The organism is Acidovorax sp. (assembly GCF_046314175.1).
Taxonomy (GTDB): domain Bacteria; phylum Pseudomonadota; class Gammaproteobacteria; order Burkholderiales; family Burkholderiaceae_C; genus Acidovorax.
Genome location: NZ_JBKBXG010000008.1, coordinates 59,340 through 79,839, shown reverse-complemented (window position 1 = coordinate 79,839; position 20,500 = coordinate 59,340). Strand labels below are relative to the sequence as shown.

Sequence of the window (20,500 nt, the reverse complement as noted above, 5' to 3'; positions counted from 1 at the left end):
CCTCCGCCTGAGGGGCGTATGCCAACGCCGCGTGGTGCGGCTGTCATCGGTGTGGCACTCCATCGCGCCACCCACCATCGCAACGCGGGGCTCTGGCCCGGGTATTGCTTGACTGTTTGTATCTGGATGCAACCAGCACAAGGAACACCATGGCAGCCTTTCCCCTCTCCGCCCGCAACGGCATGGCCACTTCCTCCACGCCTACCACGCCCTCCTCGGCACTTTCCCTGCCGCCCAAGGCAGCGCCTGTGGCAGGTCGCGACAACGACATGTCGCTGGTCAACCTGGCAGCACGCCAGCGCATGCTGTCGCAGCGCATGGTGCTGCAAACGGTGCTGGCCGCACGTGGCAGCGATCTGCACATGAAGGCCGCGCGCAGCTCGCTGGCACTGTTCACCGACAGCCAGGCCCGGCTGGTGGACACCGCCCGCCATCTGGATGCTGCCAGCGGAGACATCATCCGCAAGGCCTACCACGGCCCTGCGGGCGTGGGTGCCACCATCGACGCGTTTGCCCAGCAGGTGGGCACAGCGCTGGATCTGGCTGAACGCCAGAGCCCGCGGGTGGACGACGCCCTGGCGCGGCTGGTGGAATCTACGGACAGCGCGCTGGACGCGCTGAACACGGCCACGACGGCGTTTGACCGGGTGGCCAAGGCCAAATCCGAAACACTGCTGAAAGAGCTGGCAGGCATCGTGGCATCCATCCAGACCGTGGCGCGCGAGGCCAAGGTGGTGAGCTTCAACGCCCAGGTTATGGCCGCCCGCGCAGGGCAGCATGGGCGCGAGTTTGCGGTGGTGGCCAACGTGCTCTCGGGCATCACCAACGAGATCGATGGCCTGTCGCTGCAAGCGGTGTCGCTGGCGGGGCGCAGCCGCAACGCAGCGTAACGCGCCGCGCTGCGCAGGCCCCGTTGTTGTTAAGGCGTGGTGGTTTCGCGCACTTGCTGAAAGCGTTCTGCCAGCTCTTTGCGCAACGACTTGCGCAACAGCGCAGCGTCCCAGCGGCGGCGCTCATCCGGGGTGGACGGCGACAGAGGCGGCACCTGCACAGGCTTGCGGGACTCGTCCACGGCCACCATCGTGAAAAAGCAGCTGTTCACATGCCGCACCACCTGCGAGCGGATGTCCTCGGCCACCACCTTGATGCCGACTTCCATCGACGAGCTGCCGGTGTAATTGACGCTGGCCAGAAACGTCACCAGCTCGCCCACATGGATGGGCTGCAGGAACATCACCTGGTCCACGCTAAGTGTGACCACATAACAGGCCGAATAGCGGCTGGCGCACGAGTAGGCCACCTGGTCCAGCAGTTTCAAAATAGCCCCGCCGTGGACATTGCCCGAGAAGTTGGCCATGTCGGGGGACATCAGCACGGTCATGCTGAGTTGGTGGGAAGGGATGTTCATGCGCGGATTTTAGGGGTGAGGTGGCGGTGACATAGGTGCGCTGTGGCCCGCTACACTCGCGCCACACAAGCCGTTTCAGGCTTGTAGAAGACCAATTACACCCATCGTGGTCAATCGCTTCAACAGCACGCAGGCACGGGATGCCGGAGGGAAACATGCTCGAAATCGACAAGCTCAATGAGTTCACGGAAAGCCATGGCGCGCTGCGCCGCGGGCGGGGTCTGGTGTCCGGGGTGATTGCACTCACACTCGCCATCCTGTGTTTTCTGGGCGTTCTGGCATTCCACTTCCCTGAGTACCTGACCACGCCGCAGCTGCGCAAGAGCTACGACGTGGCGGTGATCCGCAACATCATGCTGGTGGCCATGGCCATCGCGGGTGGCATATCGCTGGTCAACATTCTGTTCAACCGGTCGCGCTGGTTGTCCACCTTCGCGTTTGCAATGGTCGCGCTTGCCGCGGTGCTGGGCGGCCACAAGGTGGAAGTGGACCCGAACTTCCCGGACGACACGCTGTACATCGGCCTCGATTGGTTCATCCTCGACCTGCTGGGCAGCTCGCTGATTTTCATCTTCATCGAAAAGCTGTGGGCCCTGCGCAAAGACCAGCCCATCTTTCGCGAAGAATGGCAAACCGACTTTCACCACTTCATCGTGAACCACATGGTGGTGGGCTTTGTGCTGCTGGCCACCAACCTGCTGGTGCACAAGTTTTTTGGCTGGGCTGCCAATGACGGCATTCGAGGCTGGGTGCAGGGCCTGAACTTCTGGGTGGCGCTGTTCCTCATCGTGTTGGTGGCCGACCTGGTGCAGTACTGGACGCACCGCGCCTACCACGAGGTGCCCCTGCTGTGGCGCCTGCACGCCGTGCACCACAGCGTCAAAAGCATGGACTGGATGGCAGGCTCGCGCCAGCACATTCTGGAGCTCATCATCACCCGCACGCTGGTGCTGGCGCCCATCTATGTGTTCGGGTTCTCCAAGGAAGTGATCGACGCCTACATCGTCATCGTGGGCTTCCAGGCAGTGTTCAACCACGCCAACGTGAGCGTGCGCCTGGGCCCGCTGCGCTACGTGCTGGTCACGCCCAACTTTCACCACTGGCACCACAGCCAGGACAACGAGGCACTGGACAAAAACTACGCCGCGCACTTCGCGTTTCTGGACTACCTGTTTGGCACCGCCGTGAAAAGCACCAAGCTCTGGCCAGAGCACTACGGCGTGCTGGGCGACTACGTGCCCAACGGGTTCATCAAGCAGTTCAAGTTTCCGTTTACCTGGAAGGGGTAAAAGCCTGCGCCGCTCCGAAGTGCGCAAGCATGACCCGGCCGTTGCATCACAAATTGGACAGCTCGTCTTCGAGCGATTTCAATTGCCCGCGCAGTTCCTGAGTACGCGCTTCGCAAGCGGCTTTGTCCTTGGAGGCAGCGTCCGCGCGCTCCTTCGCAAACTGAGAGCCTGCCCCCAGACTGCGCCGTAGCGGCCCCGACTGGGCGACACCTTCCTGCTGCTGTGGCGCCGCCGCGCATTCCCGCTGATTGCGCTCGATGGCAGCGCGCGCCTGCGGTATGCCCTGGCTCTGCAGATGGTTCTTGCGTTGCCACGACGGGCCGAAAGCGCCCTCTTGCGCCGCAGAGGGGCTGGGCGGTATGGGCGTGGCACCCTGCATCGCAGGCCGCACGTCGATCTTCTCTCCCTGGCCCACGCAGGGCGCATCCTGAAACGACACCTTGCCATTGACGTCGGTGCATTTATTGATGGCCCAGGCTGGGGCCACGAAAGCCAGCAATAAGCTACAGGCGGCACAGCGGATGGGATTCATGGAACAGTCCTTGGCAGATGAATGCCGCATGCTACCGCGCCGCGCGCACTCTGCTTCATGCCTTCTGCAAGGGCCGGACGCCCATCGGACGCCCCTTTCCTGCGGAGGAGTCCGCGCCGAACAGGTTTAATAAGCACTCATCATTCGATGCACGTTGGAAGGGCGAACTTCTACTTAGCAGCCACCAACCGCCTAGTCCGTCGCGGCATCCAGCCGATAGCCAAAGCCTCGCACCGTCTTGATGAGCGCAAGCCCGTGGCCTTCGTCGATCTTGGCGCGCAGGCGGCGCACATACACGTCCACCACGTTGGTCAATGGGTCCTCGTTGGTGCCCCAGACGTTGGAGAGAATGCGCTCGCGGCTGTACACGCGGCCCGGCGCGCTCATGAGCAGCTCCAGAAACGCCAGCTCACGCGCCGTGAGCACGATGGGCTGACCAGCGCGGCTCGCCTGCATGCGCTCCAGGTCGAGCGACAGGTCTGCCACCTGCAGGGTGCTGGCGCGCGCGCGCTGCTCACGCCCGCGGCGAAGAAGGGCCTCGATGCGAGCCAGCAGCTCTTCAAACACAAAGGGCTTGGTCAGGTAGTCGTCGGCTCCCAGCCGTAGCCCGTTGACCTTGTCTTCGGTGTTGCTCAGCGCGCTCAGGATCAGCATGGGCATCTGGCGGCCTTCGGCGCGCAGGGTTTGACACAGCTCCAGGCCGCTCAGGCCGGGCAGCATCAGGTCCAGTATCAACAGCACACCGGGCTCCGCTTCGCGGGCCATGGCCAGGCCTTCGGGGCCGGTGCGGGCCAGCTCCACGCGGTAGCCCTCGGCCTTGAGGCCGCGCACCAGAAAGTCGGCCACACGCCCATCGTCTTCCACCACCAGGATGTTGTTCATGCCTGTCTACCTCGTTGCCCTTGTTGCCCTTGTTGCCGAGTGCCATCGCCCGAATCAAGCTGCGGCGATGCGTTCACCCGCCGCAGCGTAATGCGCACCACCGTGCCCTGCAGCGGCGCGCTATCCACATCGATTTCGCCTTGGTGCGCCTGCACGATGGCATGGGCGATGGACAGGCCGATGCCCGTTCCATCAGCCCGATGCGCACGCGCCCGGCGCCCGCGCACAAACCGCTCGAACACGCGGGGCAGCTCATCCGCATCAATGCCAATGCCCTCGTCACGCACCACCACTTGCACACCGTCGGGTGCGCCGCGCAGCCCCACGCGCACGGTGGTTCCTGGCGCGGAATAACGCACCGCGTTGTCCAGCACGATCATCAGCGCCTGGCGCAGACGGTCAGCATCGGCATACACGGCCACGGGACCGGTGGGCAGTGCCTCCACGCCATCGACTCCTCGCTGATCCTCAAGCCATTGCACCTGCACACCCTGTGGCGCGCCCAGGGCCATGGCCTGCTCGGATGCGTCGCCCAAAAGAGCGCGCAAGTCCACCGGGGCCGGGTGCATCACCAGCTGGTCGGCCTCGGCCTTGGCGATGAGCAGCAGGTCGTGGATCACGCGGGTGAGCTGGTCCACCCCACCCACGATGCGCGCCAATGTCTGGCGGTATTCCTCCACCGGCTTGTCGCCGCCGCGCAGCGCGATCTCGGCCTCGCCGCGGATGGAGGTGGCGGGGGTGCGCAACTCGTGCCCCAGGTCCGCAAACAACTGGCGGCGACGCTGGTCCAGGCGCTGCAAGGTGTCGTGCGCGGCGCTTAGCTCCTGCGTTCGGGCCTGCACGGCATCTTCCAGCCCACGGCGGGCAGCGTCGGCCCGGGCGCGGTGTTGCTGCAGCTCGGCCGCCATGGCGTTGAAGTGCTGGGCTACGCGATCGAATTCATCGTGAGAGCCTGTGGCCACCCGGTGGTCCAACGCACCGGCCTGCAAGGCCTGCGTACCCTCCAGAAGGCGGTCCAGCGGGCGCTGCAGGCGCCGCGTCAGGTGCAACGCCAGCACTGCGGCCAACGCCAGGGTGATGAGGGCCATTCCAATCGCCTGCCCGCGCAGCACATCCAGGCCGCGCTCGGTGGCTGCGCGTGCCACGGGCACCGCAGCACGCTGGTGTGCGATGGCGCCGTTGATCAGCTCGCGCAGGTCGCGCCCCCGCGCCATGTCAAAAACCTGGGTCAGCTCGCCCCACAGGGCAGGAAAATCGGCACCCTGCTCTAGCGGCACCAGTTGCGCCAGCCGCGCCTGCACCGCCTGGATGTTGTCGTGCAGCAGCTCTGTCACGCCCACCAGTTGAGGCACCTCGGCTGGCATGCTCACGCCGTCGCGGCGCGCGATCTCGGTCCACAACGCCAGGTCGCGTTGCACCAGGTCATCGAGGTTGGTGGCACTGGCGACCATGGCGGCCACCAGGCGATCGCGCTGCTCGGGCTGGGCATCGGTGTTCATCAGGCGCTGCATGGCCCACACGCGCAGGCGCTGCTTGTTGGCCGACAGGTCCAACAGCTCGGACTGGATGTCGCTGGCCAGCCGGCTGTGCTGGGCGTAGTCATTGACGCGATTGGCGCCCCAGTACACAAACGCGGCCTGAATACAGACCAGGGCCACCAGAGCGGCAAATGCCAGAGAAAGTCGTGCGCGGTACATCGGTAGGCCCCGAAAGAAGGCCTGAATTATGAAGGGGCGCGGACGCGTGATCGAAGCGCCCCTCAAGAGGGGCGCGCAGTGCGTCAACGCGTCAGTTGCCGGTAAACGGCAACGAAGAGTGATGCACCACGATGCGCAGTTTGCCCGCGTCGTCCTTGACGAAAGTCCAGGTCTTGTCGACCGACGTGACCTTGCCGGCCTTGTCTGTAAACATCACATTGCCCATGGTGCTTGCAGAGTCACCTGCAATGAAAACCGCGCTGTTGGCTACTTCGCACTGAGTCCAGCCCTTCAGTGCAAAGCCGGTGTCCTTGGGGAAGGCCGGGTTGCCGCCCACAAAGTACGACAGCGCGCCTTCACGCGTGACGCGGAACGTCTGGGGCGCTGTGGTCAGCGTGGGCTTGAACAGCACCGCACCCATCTGGTAGCCGTAGGCACTGTCGATCACTTTCTCTGCCAGAGCCTTGGCCGCCACCGGGCCGCTGGCGGTGTTGATGGCACTGATGTCGACCAGGGCCTTGCACCAGGCTTTCTGGGCAGACAGCACTTCGCTTTCGAGGATGGCGTGGTTGACCACCGGGCCCTTGGCCGCAGCCGGCAAAACGGCTGCGCCGAGCAGGAGGGTGGCAATGGCAATGCAGGTGTTTGTTTTCATGATTTTCGGAGGTTGAATGGGTTTATCTCGCTGACGCCCGGATGGCTGCCTGCAAGACCTTGAGTTCACCAAGTTGGAATGGATGCGCTGTGAATGCTGAATGAGCAGAACCTGAGCAGAACGTGAACACCAGATGAACAAGGCCCGAAAAAAGTAGCGCAGCGGCAGCGCGCACGCGTGGTGTTCGCCCTGTGTCCTGATGAACCAGGCTCTGCGCGATGGAGGTCGCATTCGATGCAGCGCTGGCAATCGCCTGTCGCCCACTTGACGCGCGCCCGGCAAAAGCCCACTGCGGACGCGGACCTCAGCCCTCCTACCATCGCCGCACCTGGGGCCGTGATGGCCGACGCCAGCAGGAGTTGTTTGATGAAGAAACTGATTGCACCGCATACCCAGCCGCTGACAGGCTGTACGCGCGCAGCAACACCCTTGTTTGTTCACCACACGTGCCAGCCATGCAGGTGAGGTGATCAAGATCGCGCGCGACCTGGTGGCGGTGCAAACCTCGCGCATTACCTTGGCTTATGAGAACAAGGACCTCGGCAAGCTGCTGCTGCCGCTTGTCGAGAAGACGATTGCAGCCGAAGGCCGCGCCCTGGTGGGGGCGTTTGCGCTGAGCCCCAAGGGCGCGGACGCTGCCGAGGCCGCCAAGGCCATGGCCGCACAAACGCCACAGGCCGCGCTGCGGGTGGTCGCTGGGCCGCCCGTGGTGGCCTATGTGCGCGCTACCAGTTCAGCGCGCAAAACCACCATGGTTCCAACTTTGTGGACATCGCCGTGGTGAGCTCGGGCGGGGTGTACCGGCAAAAGGGCGTAGCCCACAAGGCACTGAGCGACGGCCCTGATCGCTGCGGCGACAATGGCGGCCCCGCCACCGCCCCCTTTCGCCCTATCGTGCCCCACGCTTCAAATTCTTACGACGCCGTCGTCATCGGCGCCGGCGCCGCCGGCCTGTTCTGCGCTGCGCAGGCGGGCCAGCGCGGCCTGAAGGTCTTGCTCATCGATCACGCCGAGAAGGTGGCCGAGAAGATCCGCATCTCGGGCGGCGGGCGCTGCAACTTCACCAACCGCGACCTGGACGCGGCCGCGCCGCACAAGCACTTTGTCGGCCAGAACCCGCAGTTCTGCCGGTCGGCGCTGTCGCGCTACACGCCTGCCGACTTCGTTGCGCTGGTGCAAAAGCACGGCATTGCCTTCCATGAAAAACACAAGGGCCAGTTGTTTGCCGACCGATCCGCAGAGGACATCATTGCCATGCTGCTGGCCGAGTGCGCTGCAGGCCAGGTCACGCACTGGCAGCCTTGTGGCGTCAAAAATATAGCGTTTTTAGCCTCTAGCGCTTATCCATCAAGCGCTAGCAGCTATCAAATTGATACTGACCGGGGGCCGGTGGTGGCACGGTCGCTGGTCATAGCCACGGGCGGGTTGTCCATCCCCAAGATTGGCGCGACCGACTTTGGCTATCGCCTGGCGCAGCAGTTCAACATTCCGCTGATCGAGCGCCGCCCGGGGCTTGTGCCGATGACGTTTGATGGAGCGGGCTGGGCGCCGTATGCGCAGCTGTCGGGCCTGGCTTTGCCGGTGCAGATCAGCACCGGGGCCAAGAAGGCGCGCATGGCGTTTGACGAGGATCTGCTGTTCACCCACCGCGGCCTGTCGGGCCCAGCGGTGCTGCAGATCTCCAGCTACTGGCAAGAAGGCACACCACTGACCATCAACCTCGCGCCCACGGTAGACCTGCCCGCCGCCTTGGCGCAGGGCAAGGCGCGTTCACGCAAGCTGATTGCCAACGAGCTGGCCACCCTGGTGCCCAGCCGCCTGGCCGATGCCTGGGCGCAGCGCGAGGTCGACTGGCAGCGCCCCATTGCGGAGGCATCGGACAAGGCCCTGGCGCGGCTGGCCGAGCAGCTGGCGCGCTGGGAGCTGACGCCCACGGGTACCGAGGGCTACAAAAAGGCCGAGGTCACCCTGGGCGGTGTGGACACGCGCGTGCTGTCGCAGCAGACCATGGAGTGCAAGACGCAGCCCGGGCTGTACTTCATCGGCGAGGTGGTCGATGTAACGGGCTGGCTGGGCGGCTATAACTTTCAGTGGGCCTGGGCCAGTGCCTTTGCGTGCGCGCAGGCATTGCCGCTTGCAGAGGCAGCTGGCTGAACGTTTTTCGCGCCAGTCTTCGGGCAGCGGATCGCGGGCTGATCGAGTCCGAGACCCGGCTTCGAAAGGCTCATCCCGAACGGGCGGGGGGCTGCCTCCCGCAATCGGCGCGTGGCTCCGCTCCCGCGTTCTCAAACAGATGCCAGCGCGGCATCCCGGCCCGTTGCGGGCAATCCGCGATGCTGCCGGGCCCAGACCTCCAGTTGGTCCACCGGCAGCGGGCGGCTGAAGTAATAGCCCTGCAGCTCTTCGCAGTCCAGCACGCCAAGCACCTGCGCGGTGGCCAGGTCCTCCACGCCCTCGGCCACGATCTTCAAACCCAGCGTGTGGCCCAGCGCAATGATGGCGCGGGTGATGGCCATGTCGGCAGGGTTGCTCAGCATGTCGTGCACAAACGATTTATCGACCTTGAGACGGTCTATGTCAAAACGCTTGAGGTACGCCAGGCTGGAATAGCCGGTGCCGAAGTCGTCGATGGACAACTGCACGCCCAGTGACTTGAGGGCAGCCAGTTGCTGTTCAGCCGCGTGGGCGTTGTCCATGAGCTGTGACTCGGTGATCTCCAGCTCCAGCCGATGCGCGGGCATGCCCGTGCGGGCCAGCAGCGCCTCGATGTCGGGCACCAGCAGCGGGTCGGCCATCTGCGCGGCCGACAGGTTGACCGATATCGACACATCGGCCAGCGGGTGCGCCGCAGTGCCACGATTGGAGTCGCCCGCCACGGGCTGCCAGCGCACCCACTGCTCGCACGCCTGTTGCAGCACCCAGCTGCCAATCGCGCGGATCATGCCAGTCTCTTCGGCAATCGGGATGAACTCGCTGGGCGGTATGTGGCCCAGCGTGGGGTTGCTCCAGCGCAGCAGCGCCTCGACTCCCAGCAGGCGCGCGCCCTTGGCGGCAAGGCGGGGCTGGTAGTGCAGGGTGAACTCGTTGCGCTCCAGCGCGCGGCGCAGTTGCTGCTCCATCGACTGGCGGGCCAGCGCGCGCTGGTCGGTCTCCATCGAATAGAACAGCGCCATGTCGCGCCCGGTGGTTTTGGCCTCGTACATGGCGGCGTCGGCGCGGCGCATCAGCTCGTCGATGTCGCTGCCGTCCTCGGGGTACACCGCAATGCCCACGCTGCAGGACACGTTCAGTTCATGCCCCTCCACCGGATGGCTTTGCCGGATGAGCGGGATCAGCCGCCGTTCCACCAGTTGCTGCACGTCCTCACGCCCGGCCACGTCGCGCATCACCACCACAAACTCGTCGCCGCCCAGGCGGCTGACGGTGTCGCGGCTGCGCACGGCCTGCGTGAGGCGCGCAGCCACCGAGCGCAGCAGCCCATCGCCAATGTGGTGGCCCAGCGTGTCATTGATGGCCTTGAATCGGTCCAGGTCGATGAAGAGCACGGCCACCTTTTCGCCGGTCATGGGCGCCTGGGCCAACGCCAGCTGCAGGCGCTGAACGCAGAGTGAGCGGTTGGGCAGCTCGGTCAACACATCATGGTGCGCCAGGAACTGGATGCGCTCTTCATTGAGCTTGCGGTCGGTGATGTCGATGGCAATGCCGATGTGGTTGGCCACCGGACCGCCTTTGCTCTCGCGCACGGCAGACACCATGAGCCAGGCCGGGTACGTCTCGCCAGAGCGGCGGCGAAACCGCACTTCGCCCTGCCAGGATTCCTTTTCGAGCATGGTGCGGTTGATCTGCGCCGACAGCGGCTCGCCCCCGGCTTCTTCCAACAAAAAGCCCAGGTCTTCGCCGATGACTTCGTAAAAATCGTAGTGCGTGCTGCGGCAGAACGCCTTGTTCACGCTGATGATCTGCTGCTCGGCGTTCATGATGATGATGCCCTCGGACGAGGCTTCGAACACCTTGGCCCACAGCTCCAGCCGCTGCTCCATCACCTTGAGCACGTTGATCGGCGTGAAGGCCGTCAACACTGCATCGCGTCCCTGAAAGATCAGGCGCCGCGCCGACAGCACGGCCCAGGAAGGCTCGGGGCTGCCCTTCCAGCGCACCTCAAACTCGTCCACCGAGCCCTGATCGGCCAGGCGTTGAAAGAACCGCGCGCGCACGCCCGGCTCCAGCCCCGCAGCCCACGGGTCGGTGGTGCGGCCGTTCAGCCAGTGCGCTGCCGGGGCGTTGAAATGCAGCACCTCGTGCTCGGGGATGGACGTGACCACCATCGGGATGGGAAAAGCCTCCACCAGCTCGCGCTGCGCCTCGGACGCACGGGCGCTGGCAGCCAGTTCCTGCTGCAGCACGCGGTCGCGGTCAAGCTGGGACAGCATTTCGTTAAAAGCGGTGAACAGCCGGCCAATCTCATCGCGGCTGCTCCAGTGCGCGCGCAGCGTGTGGTCGCCGCTTGTGCGCACCTCATCTGCCACGCGGGCTAGCTGCTGCAGCGGCTTGGCAATCTGCCGGGCCACCAGGGTCACCAGGCCCAAGATGCAGCCCAGCAGCACCAGCGCCGTGCCCAGGTGCAGCCACATGCGCGCAAACAGGCTGTCTACCCGCTGGTGGAGCAGGCGCTCCAGGTCCATGATGCCCACCGTCCACGCGTCGCGCAGCGCACCCAGCACCTGCGACTGCTGCGCGCCGACCTGCGCCAGCGTCAGGCGCGACTCGCCTGCTGCAATGCCTTGCAGCAGCGCCTGGAAACTCTCCAGCGATGACTTCAGCGCTTGGCGCTGGCCGACCAGCGCCGCACGCATCTCGGGCGACCCTGCAATGAAGGCCTGGTTGTAGTCCGATTCGATGCCCAGCATCACGGCGTCCAGGCGCCCCACCAGCGTGAGCAGTTCGGACGACCACTGCGGCCCGCGCCCGCTGGGTGCCGCATTCAGAAAAATAACGGTGTCGTGCACGGCCTGCAGCAGCTCGGGAAACCGCAACACCACCAGCGACATCACGTAGTAACTGTCCAGGTCCGGGTCGAGAATCAGGTTGGACTGATTGCCCACGGTGGTCAGCAGCTCGCGCCCTTCGCGCAGCAACTGGCTGCGCTGGCGGGTGAGCGACTGCGTATCGCTCGCCTTGGGCGCGCTGACGGGCAGTTCCTCAAGCGCAGTGCTGAAACGCTGGCCTGCATCGGACGTGCGCAACTGCTCGTCATGCGCGGCACGCACACCCGCCAGCCGCGTCAACACTTCTGCCACCTGCGGGGGCTGCTGCGATGCATCGAGAAACTGGCCCAGCAGCCCGTCACGCACCACGGCGGCATAGGTGGTGCCCACGATTTCCTTGCGCGTGAAATCGATGGCCAGGTACTTCTCGTGAATCAGGATGCTTGAGACAAAGATGACTGCTGTCAGGTCCAGCAGATAAATGAGCATGAGCTTGCGGCCCACACTGAGCCGGCCCAGCCAACCCGATACGCGGTGCATGAATGCCATGTTGTGTGCCTGCGGCAGGCGCACCCGGGTGGATGACCCGGGCTACCTACCAACAGCGGAGAATGAGTGTTACAACGTGAAGCAATTTCCACGCCATTACACGGGTTTCCCCTGGGATGGAAAGTTGTGGCCCCAGTCGCTCGGCCATGGACAGCCCTTTTTGCCCGGCGGGCCCAAAACCAGTGCCGCTTTGGAAGGGGCTCAGCGAGGCCACCCGTAGAGCCCCCTCCCACCTGGCGAGCGACGGGGAAGGCGCTGAAAGGTGACACAGCGGGAATTGTGTTCAGCTATAATCTCCGGCTTTGCTGGCAATGCCCCGTCGGCCAAATACTAGTTACAGACGGGGAAACCGCTTTGTACGGACTTGAGGCCCGATCTCCCCAAGCCCCTCTGCAGGCACCATTTGGAAAACCATTAGCTAATGACTACGATCCGCGTAAAAGAAAACGAACCCTTTGACGTTGCACTGCGCCGCTTCAAGCGCACCATTGAAAAGCTCGGCCTGCTGACCGACCTGCGCGCCCGTGAGTTCTACGAGAAGCCCACCGCCGAGCGCAAGCGCAAGAAGGCAGCCGCCGTGAAGCGCCACTACAAGCGCGTTCGCAGCATGCAACTGCCCAAGAAGATGTACTGATTGATCTTCGGCCCCGAGCCTTTCGCTTGGGTCCCAAAACCCGCGCTAGGGACGCCAAGCGCGGGTTTTTGTTTTTTCGGGTCTGCAAAAAGCCTTTCTGGCGTCGTTGCAGCGCCTTGCCGTAGCGAGACGACTGTCTGCGGCGCTGCGCCTAGCCAGAAAGGCTTTGTGCACACCCTTTGTCTCTGCCTGACCATCAAAAGGAAGCCGCCATGAGCCTCAAGGACCAGATCACCGAAGACATGAAAACCGCCATGCGCGCCAAGGACAGTGAGCGGTTGTTGACCATCCGCAACCTGCTGGCCGCCATGAAGCAAAAAGAAGTGGACGAGCGTGTGGTGCTCGACGATGTGGCTGTGGTGGCCATCGTTGACAAGCTCATCAAGCAGCGCAAGGACAGCATCGCCGCTTTTGAAGGCGCAGGCCGCCAGGACCTGGCCGACAAGGAAAAGGGCGAGATGGCCGTGCTGCAAGGCTATTTGCCCGAGCGCATGTCGGCCGAAGAAACCGTAGCTGCCGTGAAAGCCATCGTGACCGAGCTGGGCGCGGCAGGCCCTGGCGACATGGGCAAAGTCATGGGCGTGGTCAAAACCCGCCTGGCAGGCAAGGCCGACATGGGCCAGGTATCGGCGGCGGTGAAGGCTGCGCTGGCGGGTTGATTTGCTGATCCTGCCATCAAAAAGATAGCTATTAGCGCTTTTTTTAAAACAGTTTCAGACTCTTATCTATCTGAATCCTTTTAAATTCAAACGCTACTAGCTAGGTTTTTTGTAGCACATTTTTTCCGTGCATGGCACCAAACCAATCTGCAAGATCCGGACAGGCCATCGGTTTTTTTGATTTTTCAAACTCCATGCAGCGCAGGCATCAGTTCGCGGTTGTCGACCACCACCTCAGTCCGTGGGACGCGCACATATGCCGCGCACTTCTTGAATCCGAAGGGATCCCGTCATTCCTGACGAACGAACACCACATAACTGCGAACTGGCAGATGTCGTTGGTACTGGGTGGAGTCCGAGTGCTCGTGCACGAACAGGACCGGGAAGCAGCCCACCAGGCACTGGCATTGCGGGACAGCGGTGTGCTTGAAGCGGCACTGATGGAGGAACAGTCTGTGGACCCGCAGACCTGCACCCAATGTCGATCGCGCCAGTTCCGAAAGGAAAAAAGCTGGGTGTCCATTGGGTTGGCAGTGTCGGTATTGCTCAGCTTCGGGGTGATCTTTCCGCCATGGAAACAAAAGCGATGCATGTCATGCGGTCTCAGCTCCTGAAACGGAGCTCCCACTCACGCAAGGGCGCCCTTCCGTTTATGCGTCTAAAGGCTTGCTTGCGCTCAGTGGCCGTTGTGAGCTTGGCTGCTGCCATCACGGCCTGCGGCACCACCATACCCCGCAACCCACCCACAACTTCTGCAGTCTCCCCTCCTCCCACGCAGATCAAGATCGGCATCGCCCTAGGTGGCGGCGCGGCCAAAGGCTTTGCGCACATTGGCGTCATCAAGATGCTGGAGGCCAATGGCTTGACCCCTGCCGTGGTGGCAGGCACCAGCGCGGGCAGCGTGGTGGGCGCGCTGTATGCCAGCGGCATGAATGCGTTTGAGCTGCAGGAAAAAGCAGTTGCGCTGGACGAAACACGCATCCGCGATCTGCAGCTGTCCTCGGGCGGCCTGGTGCTCGGTCAAAAGCTGGAGGACTACGTCAATGAACAAGTGCGCCGCAAGCCGCTGGAGCAGTTGCCCAAGCCCTTTGTGGCAGTGGCCACGCGACTGGAGGACGGCGAGCGCACGGTGTTTGCGCGCGGCAACACGGGCCAGGCGGTGCGCGCATCCAGCAGCGTGCCAGGCGTGTTCCAGCCCGTCACCATCGGCAAGTACCACTTTGTGGATGGCGGCATCGTGAGCCCCGTGCCGGTGGACGCTGCACGGCAGCTGGGTGCCGATGTGGTGGTCGCCGTGGACATCTCCAACAAGGCGCGGGGTCATTCACCGGGCAATATGCTGGGCGCGCTGAACCAGTCGATTGCCATCATGGGGCAGAAGCTGGGCGAGGCGGAGCTGGCGCGGGCGGATGTGATCATCCGGCCGAAGGTGCTGGACATTGGGGCAACCGATTTCAGCCAGCGTGCGGCAGCCATTCTGGAAGGCGAAAAGGCCGCCCTGGCGGCCATGCCGCAGATCCGGGAGCGGGTGGCGCAGTGGCAGGCCGAGCGCGACAAGGCCACCCGTGCAGCCCTGCAAAAGGCGTCTGACGCGCAACACCAGGCCTGCCTGGACAACCGATCTCGCCTGCAAAGGCTGGCGGGGATGGCGGGCTTGGACGATTCTTGCCCAGGCCAGTAATTTGCTGAGGGACAGACATCCCGGGCACCAGGCACTGGCCTGAGCAGCCGCTCCGCGAACTTGCCGCTTGACGCCAACATGGCCTGGGCTTTAACCCCCATGGGGCGGCACTTTGAAGTTGTCCATGATGCGCTGCTCCCCCCTGTCCAACGCAGCACCCATGCGCGCAAGCCAGCGACGGACGGCGCCCGATTTACACGCAGGCTCTTGAGGGCCCGTCTCCACAGCCGCTGACTCTGGCGGCGAGGGGGCGGCGGGGGCGATGGCGGTGTCAGGACGGGTGCGATAGAACATGCCCGGCATGCTCGCGCGCAGGCTACCATCTGTAAAGTTGAATTCCATGACTATCAAAGTCAGAAAAACTGATGCGTACCCTCAACCTGGACCAATTGCAGACGTTGATCGCCATCGCTGACCTGGGCACGTTTGCCGCTGCCGCGCAGGCCTTGCACTTGGCTCCGCCCACGGTCAGTTTGCACATCAAGGAGCTGGAATCCCGCCTGCAGGCCGACTTGGTCATCCGCGGCAGACGGCAGGCGGAGCTGACGCCCGCCGGGCAACTGATGGTGCAAGAGGGCCGTCAGCTGCTGCTGGCCAGCGACGACCTGATCGACAGGGTGCGCCGCCATGCCTCAGGCCGTGAGGGCATTGTGCGGGTGGGCGTATCAGCGGGGGTCAGCACCCTGCTGTTGCCCCGCATGCTGGAGGCTCTGGCCCAGCGCAGCCCGGGCGTTGAAATCCGACTGGAGGCCGTGGGGTCGGCCGAATCCATGCAACGGCTCAAAGCGGGCACGCTGGACATTGGCCTCGTCGCCAGCCCACAACCGCCGTTGGCAGAGGTACGCCAGACCCCGTGGCGCAACGACCCCATGGTGGCGCTGCTGCCCGCCGCGTGGGAGGCGCCCGAGCACGTGACACCTGACTGGCTTGCCAGCCGCCGCTGGGCATCGTTTGCGCCCGCCACGCAGATGCACGGGCTGATTGCCAACTGGTTTGGCCAGGCGGGGCACCACCCACGGCCTTTTTTGGCGCTGAGCTACCCCGGTGCGCTCAAAAGCCTGGCCGCGGCCAGCCAGTGCGCCGCACTGCTGCCGCTGGAAGAGGTGGGGGACCTGCAAGGGGCTACCGACGTGCATATCCGCCACCTGCTGCCGCCGCTCATGCGCCCCATGGCCGTGGCGCACCGCCATCAGCCGCGGACCCCGGCTGCCGTGGGGGGGGGTGCTGGCGGTGTTGGTTGAATTCGGGGGGATAACGCGCCACAACAACGCGATTTAGCGCAACCAGGCGGTGCTGCCTGTCGCATCGCACCGCCTCCCGCGCCGCCTACCAATCCCTCACCGCCGCTACTCACCCATCACATCTATGGTCACATCACGGCACAGTGATTGAAGGACGCGCTCCCGTCCACGGTGCTCCGCAAACGCAGGGTTCGCAATCAACAAGGTGGCGAGACCGTTAGCAAGACTGTTGATCTGCTCCAGCTTGAGCGCTCCATCCGTAGCCTCGTAGGCGAGTGTGGCCTCGAATCCCGCCGTGATGCTTCGTACGTCAGCACTGCATTCCGGCCCGGTGTCAATCCCTGGCGCAACCAATTGCGCCAGTTCTGCGGCACTGAAGGCGTAGAAGTCCTTTTCTGAATCCATCAACGCCGGATAGAGATGAGCGGCCCGGTAAAACCCAGAGGCCATTGCACGGGTCCATGTGTCCGCATACTGAGCGAACCGGGCTTGCAAAGCCGCGATGGAGGACTCGTCCACCACCAGAAACGCCACCAATGCCGCATGAAACGTGCGATGAAATTCTTCGTGTTCAGATGTTGCCATGAACTTCGGAGCCTTCAGCTCCCCGCCACCTTCATCCGGTTGACCAGAATCGACCCCACCGTCTTGGCCCCGTAGTTGTAGGCATCCGCACCCACGGCCTCAATGCCCTTGAGCATGTCTTTGAGGTTGCCCGCGATGGTGATCTCGTGCACGGGGAAGGCGATCTTGCCGTTCTCGACCCAGAAGCCGCTCGCACCGCGCGAGTAGTCGCCCGTCACGTAGTTCACGCCCTGGCCCATCAGCTCCACCACGAAGAGGCCCGTACCCAGCTTTTGCAGCATGGCGTCCAGGTTGTCGCCGGACTGGGTCAGGCGCGAGGTCATGGTGAGGTTGTGCGAACCACCAGCGTTACCGGTGGTCTTCATGCCGAGTTTGCGGGCCGAGTAGCTGGACAGGAAGTAGCCTTCGACGCGCCCTCCTTTGACCACTTTGCGCGGCGCCACGCGCACGCCTTCCTCGTCAAACGGTGAACTACCCTTGCCGCGCAGGATGAACGGGTCTTCTGCGATGTCGATGTGCTTGGGGAACACCATCTTGCCCAGCGAGTCGAGCAAGAAGCTGCTCTTGCGGTAGAGCGAACCACCGCTGACCGCCTGCACAAATCCTCCCAGCAGGCCTGCGGCCAGGGTGGACTCGAACAACACCGGGCATTGGGTCGTAGGAATCTTGCGGCTGCCCAGTCGGCTCAGCGCGCGCTGCGCGGCGTAGCGGCCCACGGCCTCGGGCGAGGCCAGCTCGGTGGCGTCGCGCATCGAGCTGTACCACGCGTCGCGCTGCATCTCGGCATTGCGGCCGGGCAGCGAGGCGATGGGAGCCACCGAGAAGCTGTGGCGCGAGCTGGCGTAGCCGCCGCGAAAGCCACGCGTGTGCGCGCTGAAGAAATGGCTTTGCTGCGCTGACACGCCCGCGCCTTCGCTGTTGGTGATGCGGCGGCTGGTCTTGAGGGCGGCGGCTTCGCACTCCATGGCGATGCGGGCGGCGGCCTCGCTGTCAATGGCCCAGGGGTGGAACAGGTCCAGGTCGCGGTGCGATTCGGGCGGCGCAATGTCGTTGGCATCGGGCAGCCCGGCCGTGGGGTCTTCTGCCGTGAAGCGGGCAATGTCGTATGCGGCTTGCACCGTCTGCTCGATGGCCTGGTTGGAGAAATCAGAGGTGCTGGCATTGCCACGGCGTTTGCCCAAGTACACCGTCACGCCCAGGGACTTGTCGCGGTTGCGTTCAACGTTTTCCAACTCGCCCTTGCGCACACTGACCGACAGACCACAGCCCTCGGACGCCTCGGCGCCGGCGTCGGTGGCGCCCAGCTTTTTGGCGTGCGCCAGGGCACGGTCCACCAGCTCTTCAAAGAACGGGCGGCTGTAGCTGAAGCCACTGTCTGGGGTGCGGGGGGTAGCAGAAGCTTGCGCGGCAGCCGGGGCGCTTTGGGGGCGCGCGGCGCGATGGGAGGGTTTATTCATAGCGGCAGCTATGATACTTGCCGCTGTGGCGCACTCGCCGTCACCTCTCTCTTTGCCCCCACCCATGTCACGCAAACCCAAAAAAGGCTACTTTGTGCGAGGCCAGTTCGTTGCCGAAGGCAGCGAAATGGACATTCAGCTCAAGGCCGAACTCAAAGGCACTCCCGATGCCAGTCGCACCGACCTCAAACGCGAAAGCGACGAACTGCAGGACCTGGGCAAGGAGCTTCTGAGCCTGCGCGCGGACCTGTTCGAGTCCGTGGGTCTGCCCGAAAAGCTGGTGGACGCGCTGGCCGAGGCCAAACGCATCACCAACTTTGAAGGCAAACGCCGCCAGATGCAGTACGTGGGCAAGATCATGCGCAAGCTTGAACCCGCGCTGGTGCAAGCCGCGCGCCTGGCCCTGGAAGAGCAGCACAAGGGCTCTGCCACCGAAAAACTGCAACTGCACCTGGTTGAACAATGGCGCGACCGCCTGATTGCCGACGACGATGCACTGGCCCCCTGGATGGCCGAGCACCCCGACACCGACACTCAGCAACTGCGCGCGCTGATCCGCCAGGCCCGCAAGGATGCGCAGCCTGCCGGCAAGGAGGCCAATGTTCAGGTCTCGCAAGGGCTGGCGCCCCGCAAGGGCCGCGCCTACCGCGAACTGTTCCAGCTGGTACGCGAGCACCTGGGCGGCACGGGAACTGACGAGGCTATGGATGATGCCGATGAGGACAGCAACGATGACTGAGTCGGTGAGCAGCCGCGACGCGGTCAAGATCGGCATCGTCTCCATCAGCGACCGCGCCAGCAGCGGCGTCTATGAAGACAAGGGCCTGCCCGCGCTGCAGGACTGGCTGACGCGCGCGCTGCACAACCCCATCGCATTCGAGTCGCGCCTGATCCCTGATGAGCAGGCCGGCATCAGCGCCGCATTGATCGAACTGGTCGATGCGGGTTGCTGCCTGGTGCTGACCACCGGCGGCACGGGCCCTGCCCTGCGTGATGTGACTCCTGAGGCCACGCTGGCCGTGGCGCACAAGGAGATGCCCGGCTTTGGCGAGCAGATGCGCCAGATCAGCCTGAAGTTCGTACCCACCGCCATCCTGTCGCGCCAGGTGGCCGTGGTGCGCGACCAGAGCCTTATCATCAACCTGCCTGGCCAACCCAAGGCGATTGCGGAAACCTTGGAAGGGTTGAAGGACGCGGAGGGCAAGCAGATCGTGCCTGGCATCTTTGCCGCCGTGCCCTACTGCGTGGACCTGATTGGCGGCCCGTATCTGGAAACGCGCGACGAAGTATGCAAGGCGTTCCGGCCCAAGAACGCGATGCGAACGCCTCGCCCAGCTTGAGCTCTCAAGACTCAAAGCACAAATAGCTGCTAACGCTTACTCCATAAGCGCTGGCAGCTATATTTTTTATAGCATGCTGATGCTTGACTGAACCGGGCCAAGCCTCTATTTGCCCACCAGTTCATTGAGCTTGCCCGCCTCGAACTGCTCCTTGAGCGCCGCATCGCACGGCACGCAATCCTTGTTCTGCGGGTTGGCGGACAGCTTCTCGATGGCCTGCCACAGCAGCGCAATCTGGTGCTCTTGCGACGATGCGTTGTCGATCAGGCCGCGCATGGCCTGCGACAGCGGGTCGTCCTCCTGCGTGATGCCATAAGCCGTGAACTTGCGCGCCTGCTGTGGCTCGGTCACGTCGGCGCTTTCGCCCGCTTTGGACGGGATGATGCGCGCCGGGATGCCCACCGCCGTGGCACCGGGGGGCACGGGCTTGATGACCACGGCGTTGCTGCCGATCTTGGCGCCGTCGCCCACTTCAAAGCCGCCCAGCACCTTGGCGCCCGCACTCACCACTACATCTTTGCCCAGAGTGGGATGGCGCTTGGCGCCCTTGTACAGCGAGGTGCCACCCAGCGTGACGCCCTGGTAGATGGTGCAGCCGTCGCCAATCTCGGCCGTCTCGCCCACCACCACGCCCATGGCGTGGTCGAAGAACACGCGTTCGCCAATTTTGGCGCCCGGGTGGATCTCGATGCCCGTGAGCCAGCGCGCAAAGTGCGAGATGAAACGCCCGAGCCATTTGAGGCCGTGGTGCCAGCACCAGTGCGCGGGGCGATGCAGCCAGATCGCGTGCAAGCCCGGATAACAGGTGATCACCTCCCACGTGCTGCGCGCGGCAGGGTCGCGGTCGAGGATGCACTGGATATCGGAGCTCAGGCGGGCAAACATCGTTGTTATGGTTATTTGTAA

20 protein-coding genes and 1 pseudogene are annotated in these 20,500 nt (G+C 64.0%); 11 read left to right on the top strand and 10 right to left on the bottom strand.

Translation table 11 applies throughout. The annotated features are described in order from the left end of the window. Positions 1-149: 149 nt before the first annotated feature. Complete coding sequence (locus ACK4OE_RS03845) at positions 150-890, top strand: methyl-accepting chemotaxis protein (protein WP_409883166.1); 741 nt, start codon at positions 150-152, stop codon at positions 888-890. A gap of 29 nt (positions 891-919) precedes the next feature. Here ACK4OE_RS03845 and ACK4OE_RS03840 read toward each other — a convergent pair whose 3' ends face one another. Further along, positions 920-1,408, bottom strand: coding sequence for an acyl-CoA thioesterase (locus ACK4OE_RS03840; protein WP_409883165.1), 489 nt, complete (start codon positions 1,406-1,408; stop codon positions 920-922). 155 nt (positions 1,409-1,563) lie between these two features. Here ACK4OE_RS03840 and ACK4OE_RS03835 point away from each other — a divergent pair, with 155 nt between their 5' ends. Continuing rightward, entirely contained in the window at positions 1,564-2,697 is a 1,134-nt protein-coding gene (locus ACK4OE_RS03835; protein WP_409883164.1) for a sterol desaturase family protein, read from the top strand. Between the two features lie 46 nt (positions 2,698-2,743). Here the strand turns inward: ACK4OE_RS03835 and ACK4OE_RS03830 are convergent, their stop codons facing one another. From ACK4OE_RS03830 to ACK4OE_RS03815, 4 genes are all read right to left on the bottom strand, one after another. Continuing rightward, positions 2,744-3,229, bottom strand: coding sequence for a DUF4124 domain-containing protein (locus ACK4OE_RS03830; protein WP_409883163.1), 486 nt, complete (start codon positions 3,227-3,229; stop codon positions 2,744-2,746). A gap of 192 nt (positions 3,230-3,421) precedes the next feature. Then, positions 3,422-4,111, bottom strand: coding sequence for a response regulator transcription factor (locus ACK4OE_RS03825; protein ID WP_409883162.1), 690 nt, complete (start codon positions 4,109-4,111; stop codon positions 3,422-3,424). After that, a complete protein-coding gene (locus ACK4OE_RS03820) occupies positions 4,108-5,808 on the bottom strand; it encodes an ATP-binding protein (RefSeq protein ID WP_409883161.1) in 1,701 nt (566 codons plus the stop codon). Before ACK4OE_RS03820 ends, ACK4OE_RS03825 begins: the two co-directional genes overlap by 4 nt. 91 nt (positions 5,809-5,899) lie before the next feature. Beyond that, on the bottom strand, positions 5,900-6,463 hold the full coding sequence (locus ACK4OE_RS03815) for a hypothetical protein (protein WP_409883160.1): 564 nt from the start codon (positions 6,461-6,463) through the stop codon (positions 5,900-5,902). Positions 6,464-6,896: 433 nt separating this feature from the next. Between ACK4OE_RS03815 and ACK4OE_RS03810 the strand changes: the two genes are divergently transcribed. Further along, positions 6,897-7,247, top strand: a complete 351-nt coding sequence (locus tag ACK4OE_RS03810; RefSeq protein WP_409883159.1) for a hypothetical protein — start codon at positions 6,897-6,899, stop codon at positions 7,245-7,247. Between the two features lie 110 nt (positions 7,248-7,357). After that, entirely contained in the window at positions 7,358-8,617 is a 1,260-nt protein-coding gene (locus ACK4OE_RS03805) for an NAD(P)/FAD-dependent oxidoreductase (protein ID WP_409883179.1), read from the top strand. 131 nt (positions 8,618-8,748) lie between these two features. Here ACK4OE_RS03805 and ACK4OE_RS03800 read toward each other — a convergent pair whose 3' ends face one another. After that, a complete protein-coding gene (locus ACK4OE_RS03800; protein ID WP_409883158.1) occupies positions 8,749-11,997 on the bottom strand; it encodes an EAL domain-containing protein in 3,249 nt (1,082 codons plus the stop codon). 421 nt (positions 11,998-12,418) lie between these two features. Between ACK4OE_RS03800 and rpsU the strand changes: the two genes are divergently transcribed. The 4 genes from rpsU (at position 12,419) to ACK4OE_RS03780 (ending at position 14,971) form a co-directional block, all read left to right on the top strand. After that, a complete protein-coding gene (gene rpsU / locus ACK4OE_RS03795) occupies positions 12,419-12,631 on the top strand; it encodes a 30S ribosomal protein S21 (RefSeq protein ID WP_005799779.1) in 213 nt (70 codons plus the stop codon). 212 nt (positions 12,632-12,843) lie between these two features. Next, entirely contained in the window at positions 12,844-13,290 is a 447-nt protein-coding gene (locus tag ACK4OE_RS03790) for a GatB/YqeY domain-containing protein (RefSeq protein WP_409883157.1), read from the top strand. A gap of 131 nt (positions 13,291-13,421) precedes the next feature. Beyond that, a complete protein-coding gene (locus ACK4OE_RS03785; protein ID WP_409883156.1) occupies positions 13,422-13,904 on the top strand; it encodes a DUF2007 domain-containing protein in 483 nt (160 codons plus the stop codon). A gap of 38 nt (positions 13,905-13,942) precedes the next feature. Next, a complete protein-coding gene (locus tag ACK4OE_RS03780; protein ID WP_409883155.1) occupies positions 13,943-14,971 on the top strand; it encodes a patatin-like phospholipase family protein in 1,029 nt (342 codons plus the stop codon). A 90-nt stretch (positions 14,972-15,061) separates the two neighbouring features. Here ACK4OE_RS03780 and ACK4OE_RS03775 read toward each other — a convergent pair whose 3' ends face one another. Then, on the bottom strand, positions 15,062-15,313 hold the full coding sequence (locus ACK4OE_RS03775; protein ID WP_409883154.1) for a hypothetical protein: 252 nt from the start codon (positions 15,311-15,313) through the stop codon (positions 15,062-15,064). A gap of 23 nt (positions 15,314-15,336) precedes the next feature. On the opposite strand from ACK4OE_RS03775, the pseudogene ACK4OE_RS03770 reads away from it, so the two are divergent. Next, positions 15,337-16,249: pseudogene (locus ACK4OE_RS03770) on the top strand (LysR family transcriptional regulator). A 68-nt stretch (positions 16,250-16,317) separates the two neighbouring features. On the opposite strand, the gene ACK4OE_RS03765 reads toward ACK4OE_RS03770, so the two are convergent. Both ACK4OE_RS03765 and pmbA read right to left on the bottom strand, forming a co-directional pair. Then, entirely contained in the window at positions 16,318-16,797 is a 480-nt protein-coding gene (locus tag ACK4OE_RS03765) for a hypothetical protein (protein ID WP_409883153.1), read from the bottom strand. Between the two features lie 14 nt (positions 16,798-16,811). After that, positions 16,812-18,254 carry a metalloprotease PmbA gene (gene pmbA, locus ACK4OE_RS03760; protein WP_409883152.1) on the bottom strand — a complete coding sequence of 481 codons (1,443 nt, stop codon included), beginning with the start codon at positions 18,252-18,254 and terminating at the stop codon, positions 16,812-16,814. A gap of 64 nt (positions 18,255-18,318) precedes the next feature. On the opposite strand from pmbA, the gene yjgA reads away from it, so the two are divergent. After that, complete coding sequence (yjgA, locus tag ACK4OE_RS03755; RefSeq protein ID WP_409883150.1) at positions 18,319-18,993, top strand: ribosome biogenesis factor YjgA; 675 nt, start codon at positions 18,319-18,321, stop codon at positions 18,991-18,993. Next, on the top strand, positions 18,986-19,594 hold the full coding sequence (gene mog / locus ACK4OE_RS03750) for a molybdopterin adenylyltransferase (RefSeq protein WP_409883148.1): 609 nt from the start codon (positions 18,986-18,988) through the stop codon (positions 19,592-19,594). Before yjgA ends, mog begins: the two co-directional genes overlap by 8 nt. A 105-nt stretch (positions 19,595-19,699) precedes the next feature. Here the strand turns inward: mog and cysE are convergent, their stop codons facing one another. Beyond that, positions 19,700-20,479 (bottom strand): serine O-acetyltransferase, encoded by a 780-nt coding sequence (gene cysE, locus ACK4OE_RS03745; protein ID WP_409883146.1) that lies wholly within the window; start codon positions 20,477-20,479, stop codon positions 19,700-19,702. Positions 20,480-20,500 lie beyond the last annotated feature (21 nt).

What these genes read in the sequence shown, in the direction of transcription:
- ACK4OE_RS03765 (WP_409883153.1), bottom strand. Translation starts at nt 16,797, where the DNA reads ATGGCAACATCTGAACACGAAGAATTTCATCGCACGTTTCATGCGGCA.
- rpsU (WP_005799779.1), top strand. Translation starts at nt 12,419, where the DNA reads ATGACTACGATCCGCGTAAAAGAAAACGAACCCTTTGACGTTGCACTG.
- ACK4OE_RS03790 (WP_409883157.1), top strand. Translation starts at nt 12,844, where the DNA reads ATGAGCCTCAAGGACCAGATCACCGAAGACATGAAAACCGCCATGCGC.
- cysE (WP_409883146.1), bottom strand. Translation starts at nt 20,479, where the DNA reads ATGTTTGCCCGCCTGAGCTCCGATATCCAGTGCATCCTCGACCGCGAC.
- ACK4OE_RS03840 (WP_409883165.1), bottom strand. Translation starts at nt 1,408, where the DNA reads ATGAACATCCCTTCCCACCAACTCAGCATGACCGTGCTGATGTCCCCC.
- mog (WP_409883148.1), top strand. Translation starts at nt 18,986, where the DNA reads ATGACTGAGTCGGTGAGCAGCCGCGACGCGGTCAAGATCGGCATCGTC.
- ACK4OE_RS03775 (WP_409883154.1), bottom strand. Translation starts at nt 15,313, where the DNA reads ATGGAATTCAACTTTACAGATGGTAGCCTGCGCGCGAGCATGCCGGGC.
- ACK4OE_RS03815 (WP_409883160.1), bottom strand. Translation starts at nt 6,463, where the DNA reads ATGAAAACAAACACCTGCATTGCCATTGCCACCCTCCTGCTCGGCGCA.
- pmbA (WP_409883152.1), bottom strand. Translation starts at nt 18,254, where the DNA reads ATGAATAAACCCTCCCATCGCGCCGCGCGCCCCCAAAGCGCCCCGGCT.
- ACK4OE_RS03845 (WP_409883166.1), top strand. Translation starts at nt 150, where the DNA reads ATGGCAGCCTTTCCCCTCTCCGCCCGCAACGGCATGGCCACTTCCTCC.
- ACK4OE_RS03780 (WP_409883155.1), top strand. Translation starts at nt 13,943, where the DNA reads ATGCGTCTAAAGGCTTGCTTGCGCTCAGTGGCCGTTGTGAGCTTGGCT.
- ACK4OE_RS03835 (WP_409883164.1), top strand. Translation starts at nt 1,564, where the DNA reads ATGCTCGAAATCGACAAGCTCAATGAGTTCACGGAAAGCCATGGCGCG.
- yjgA (WP_409883150.1), top strand. Translation starts at nt 18,319, where the DNA reads ATGTCACGCAAACCCAAAAAAGGCTACTTTGTGCGAGGCCAGTTCGTT.
- ACK4OE_RS03820 (WP_409883161.1), bottom strand. Translation starts at nt 5,808, where the DNA reads ATGTACCGCGCACGACTTTCTCTGGCATTTGCCGCTCTGGTGGCCCTG.
- ACK4OE_RS03830 (WP_409883163.1), bottom strand. Translation starts at nt 3,229, where the DNA reads ATGAATCCCATCCGCTGTGCCGCCTGTAGCTTATTGCTGGCTTTCGTG.
- ACK4OE_RS03825 (WP_409883162.1), bottom strand. Translation starts at nt 4,111, where the DNA reads ATGAACAACATCCTGGTGGTGGAAGACGATGGGCGTGTGGCCGACTTT.
- ACK4OE_RS03800 (WP_409883158.1), bottom strand. Translation starts at nt 11,997, where the DNA reads ATGGCATTCATGCACCGCGTATCGGGTTGGCTGGGCCGGCTCAGTGTG.
- ACK4OE_RS03785 (WP_409883156.1), top strand. Translation starts at nt 13,422, where the DNA reads ATGGCACCAAACCAATCTGCAAGATCCGGACAGGCCATCGGTTTTTTT.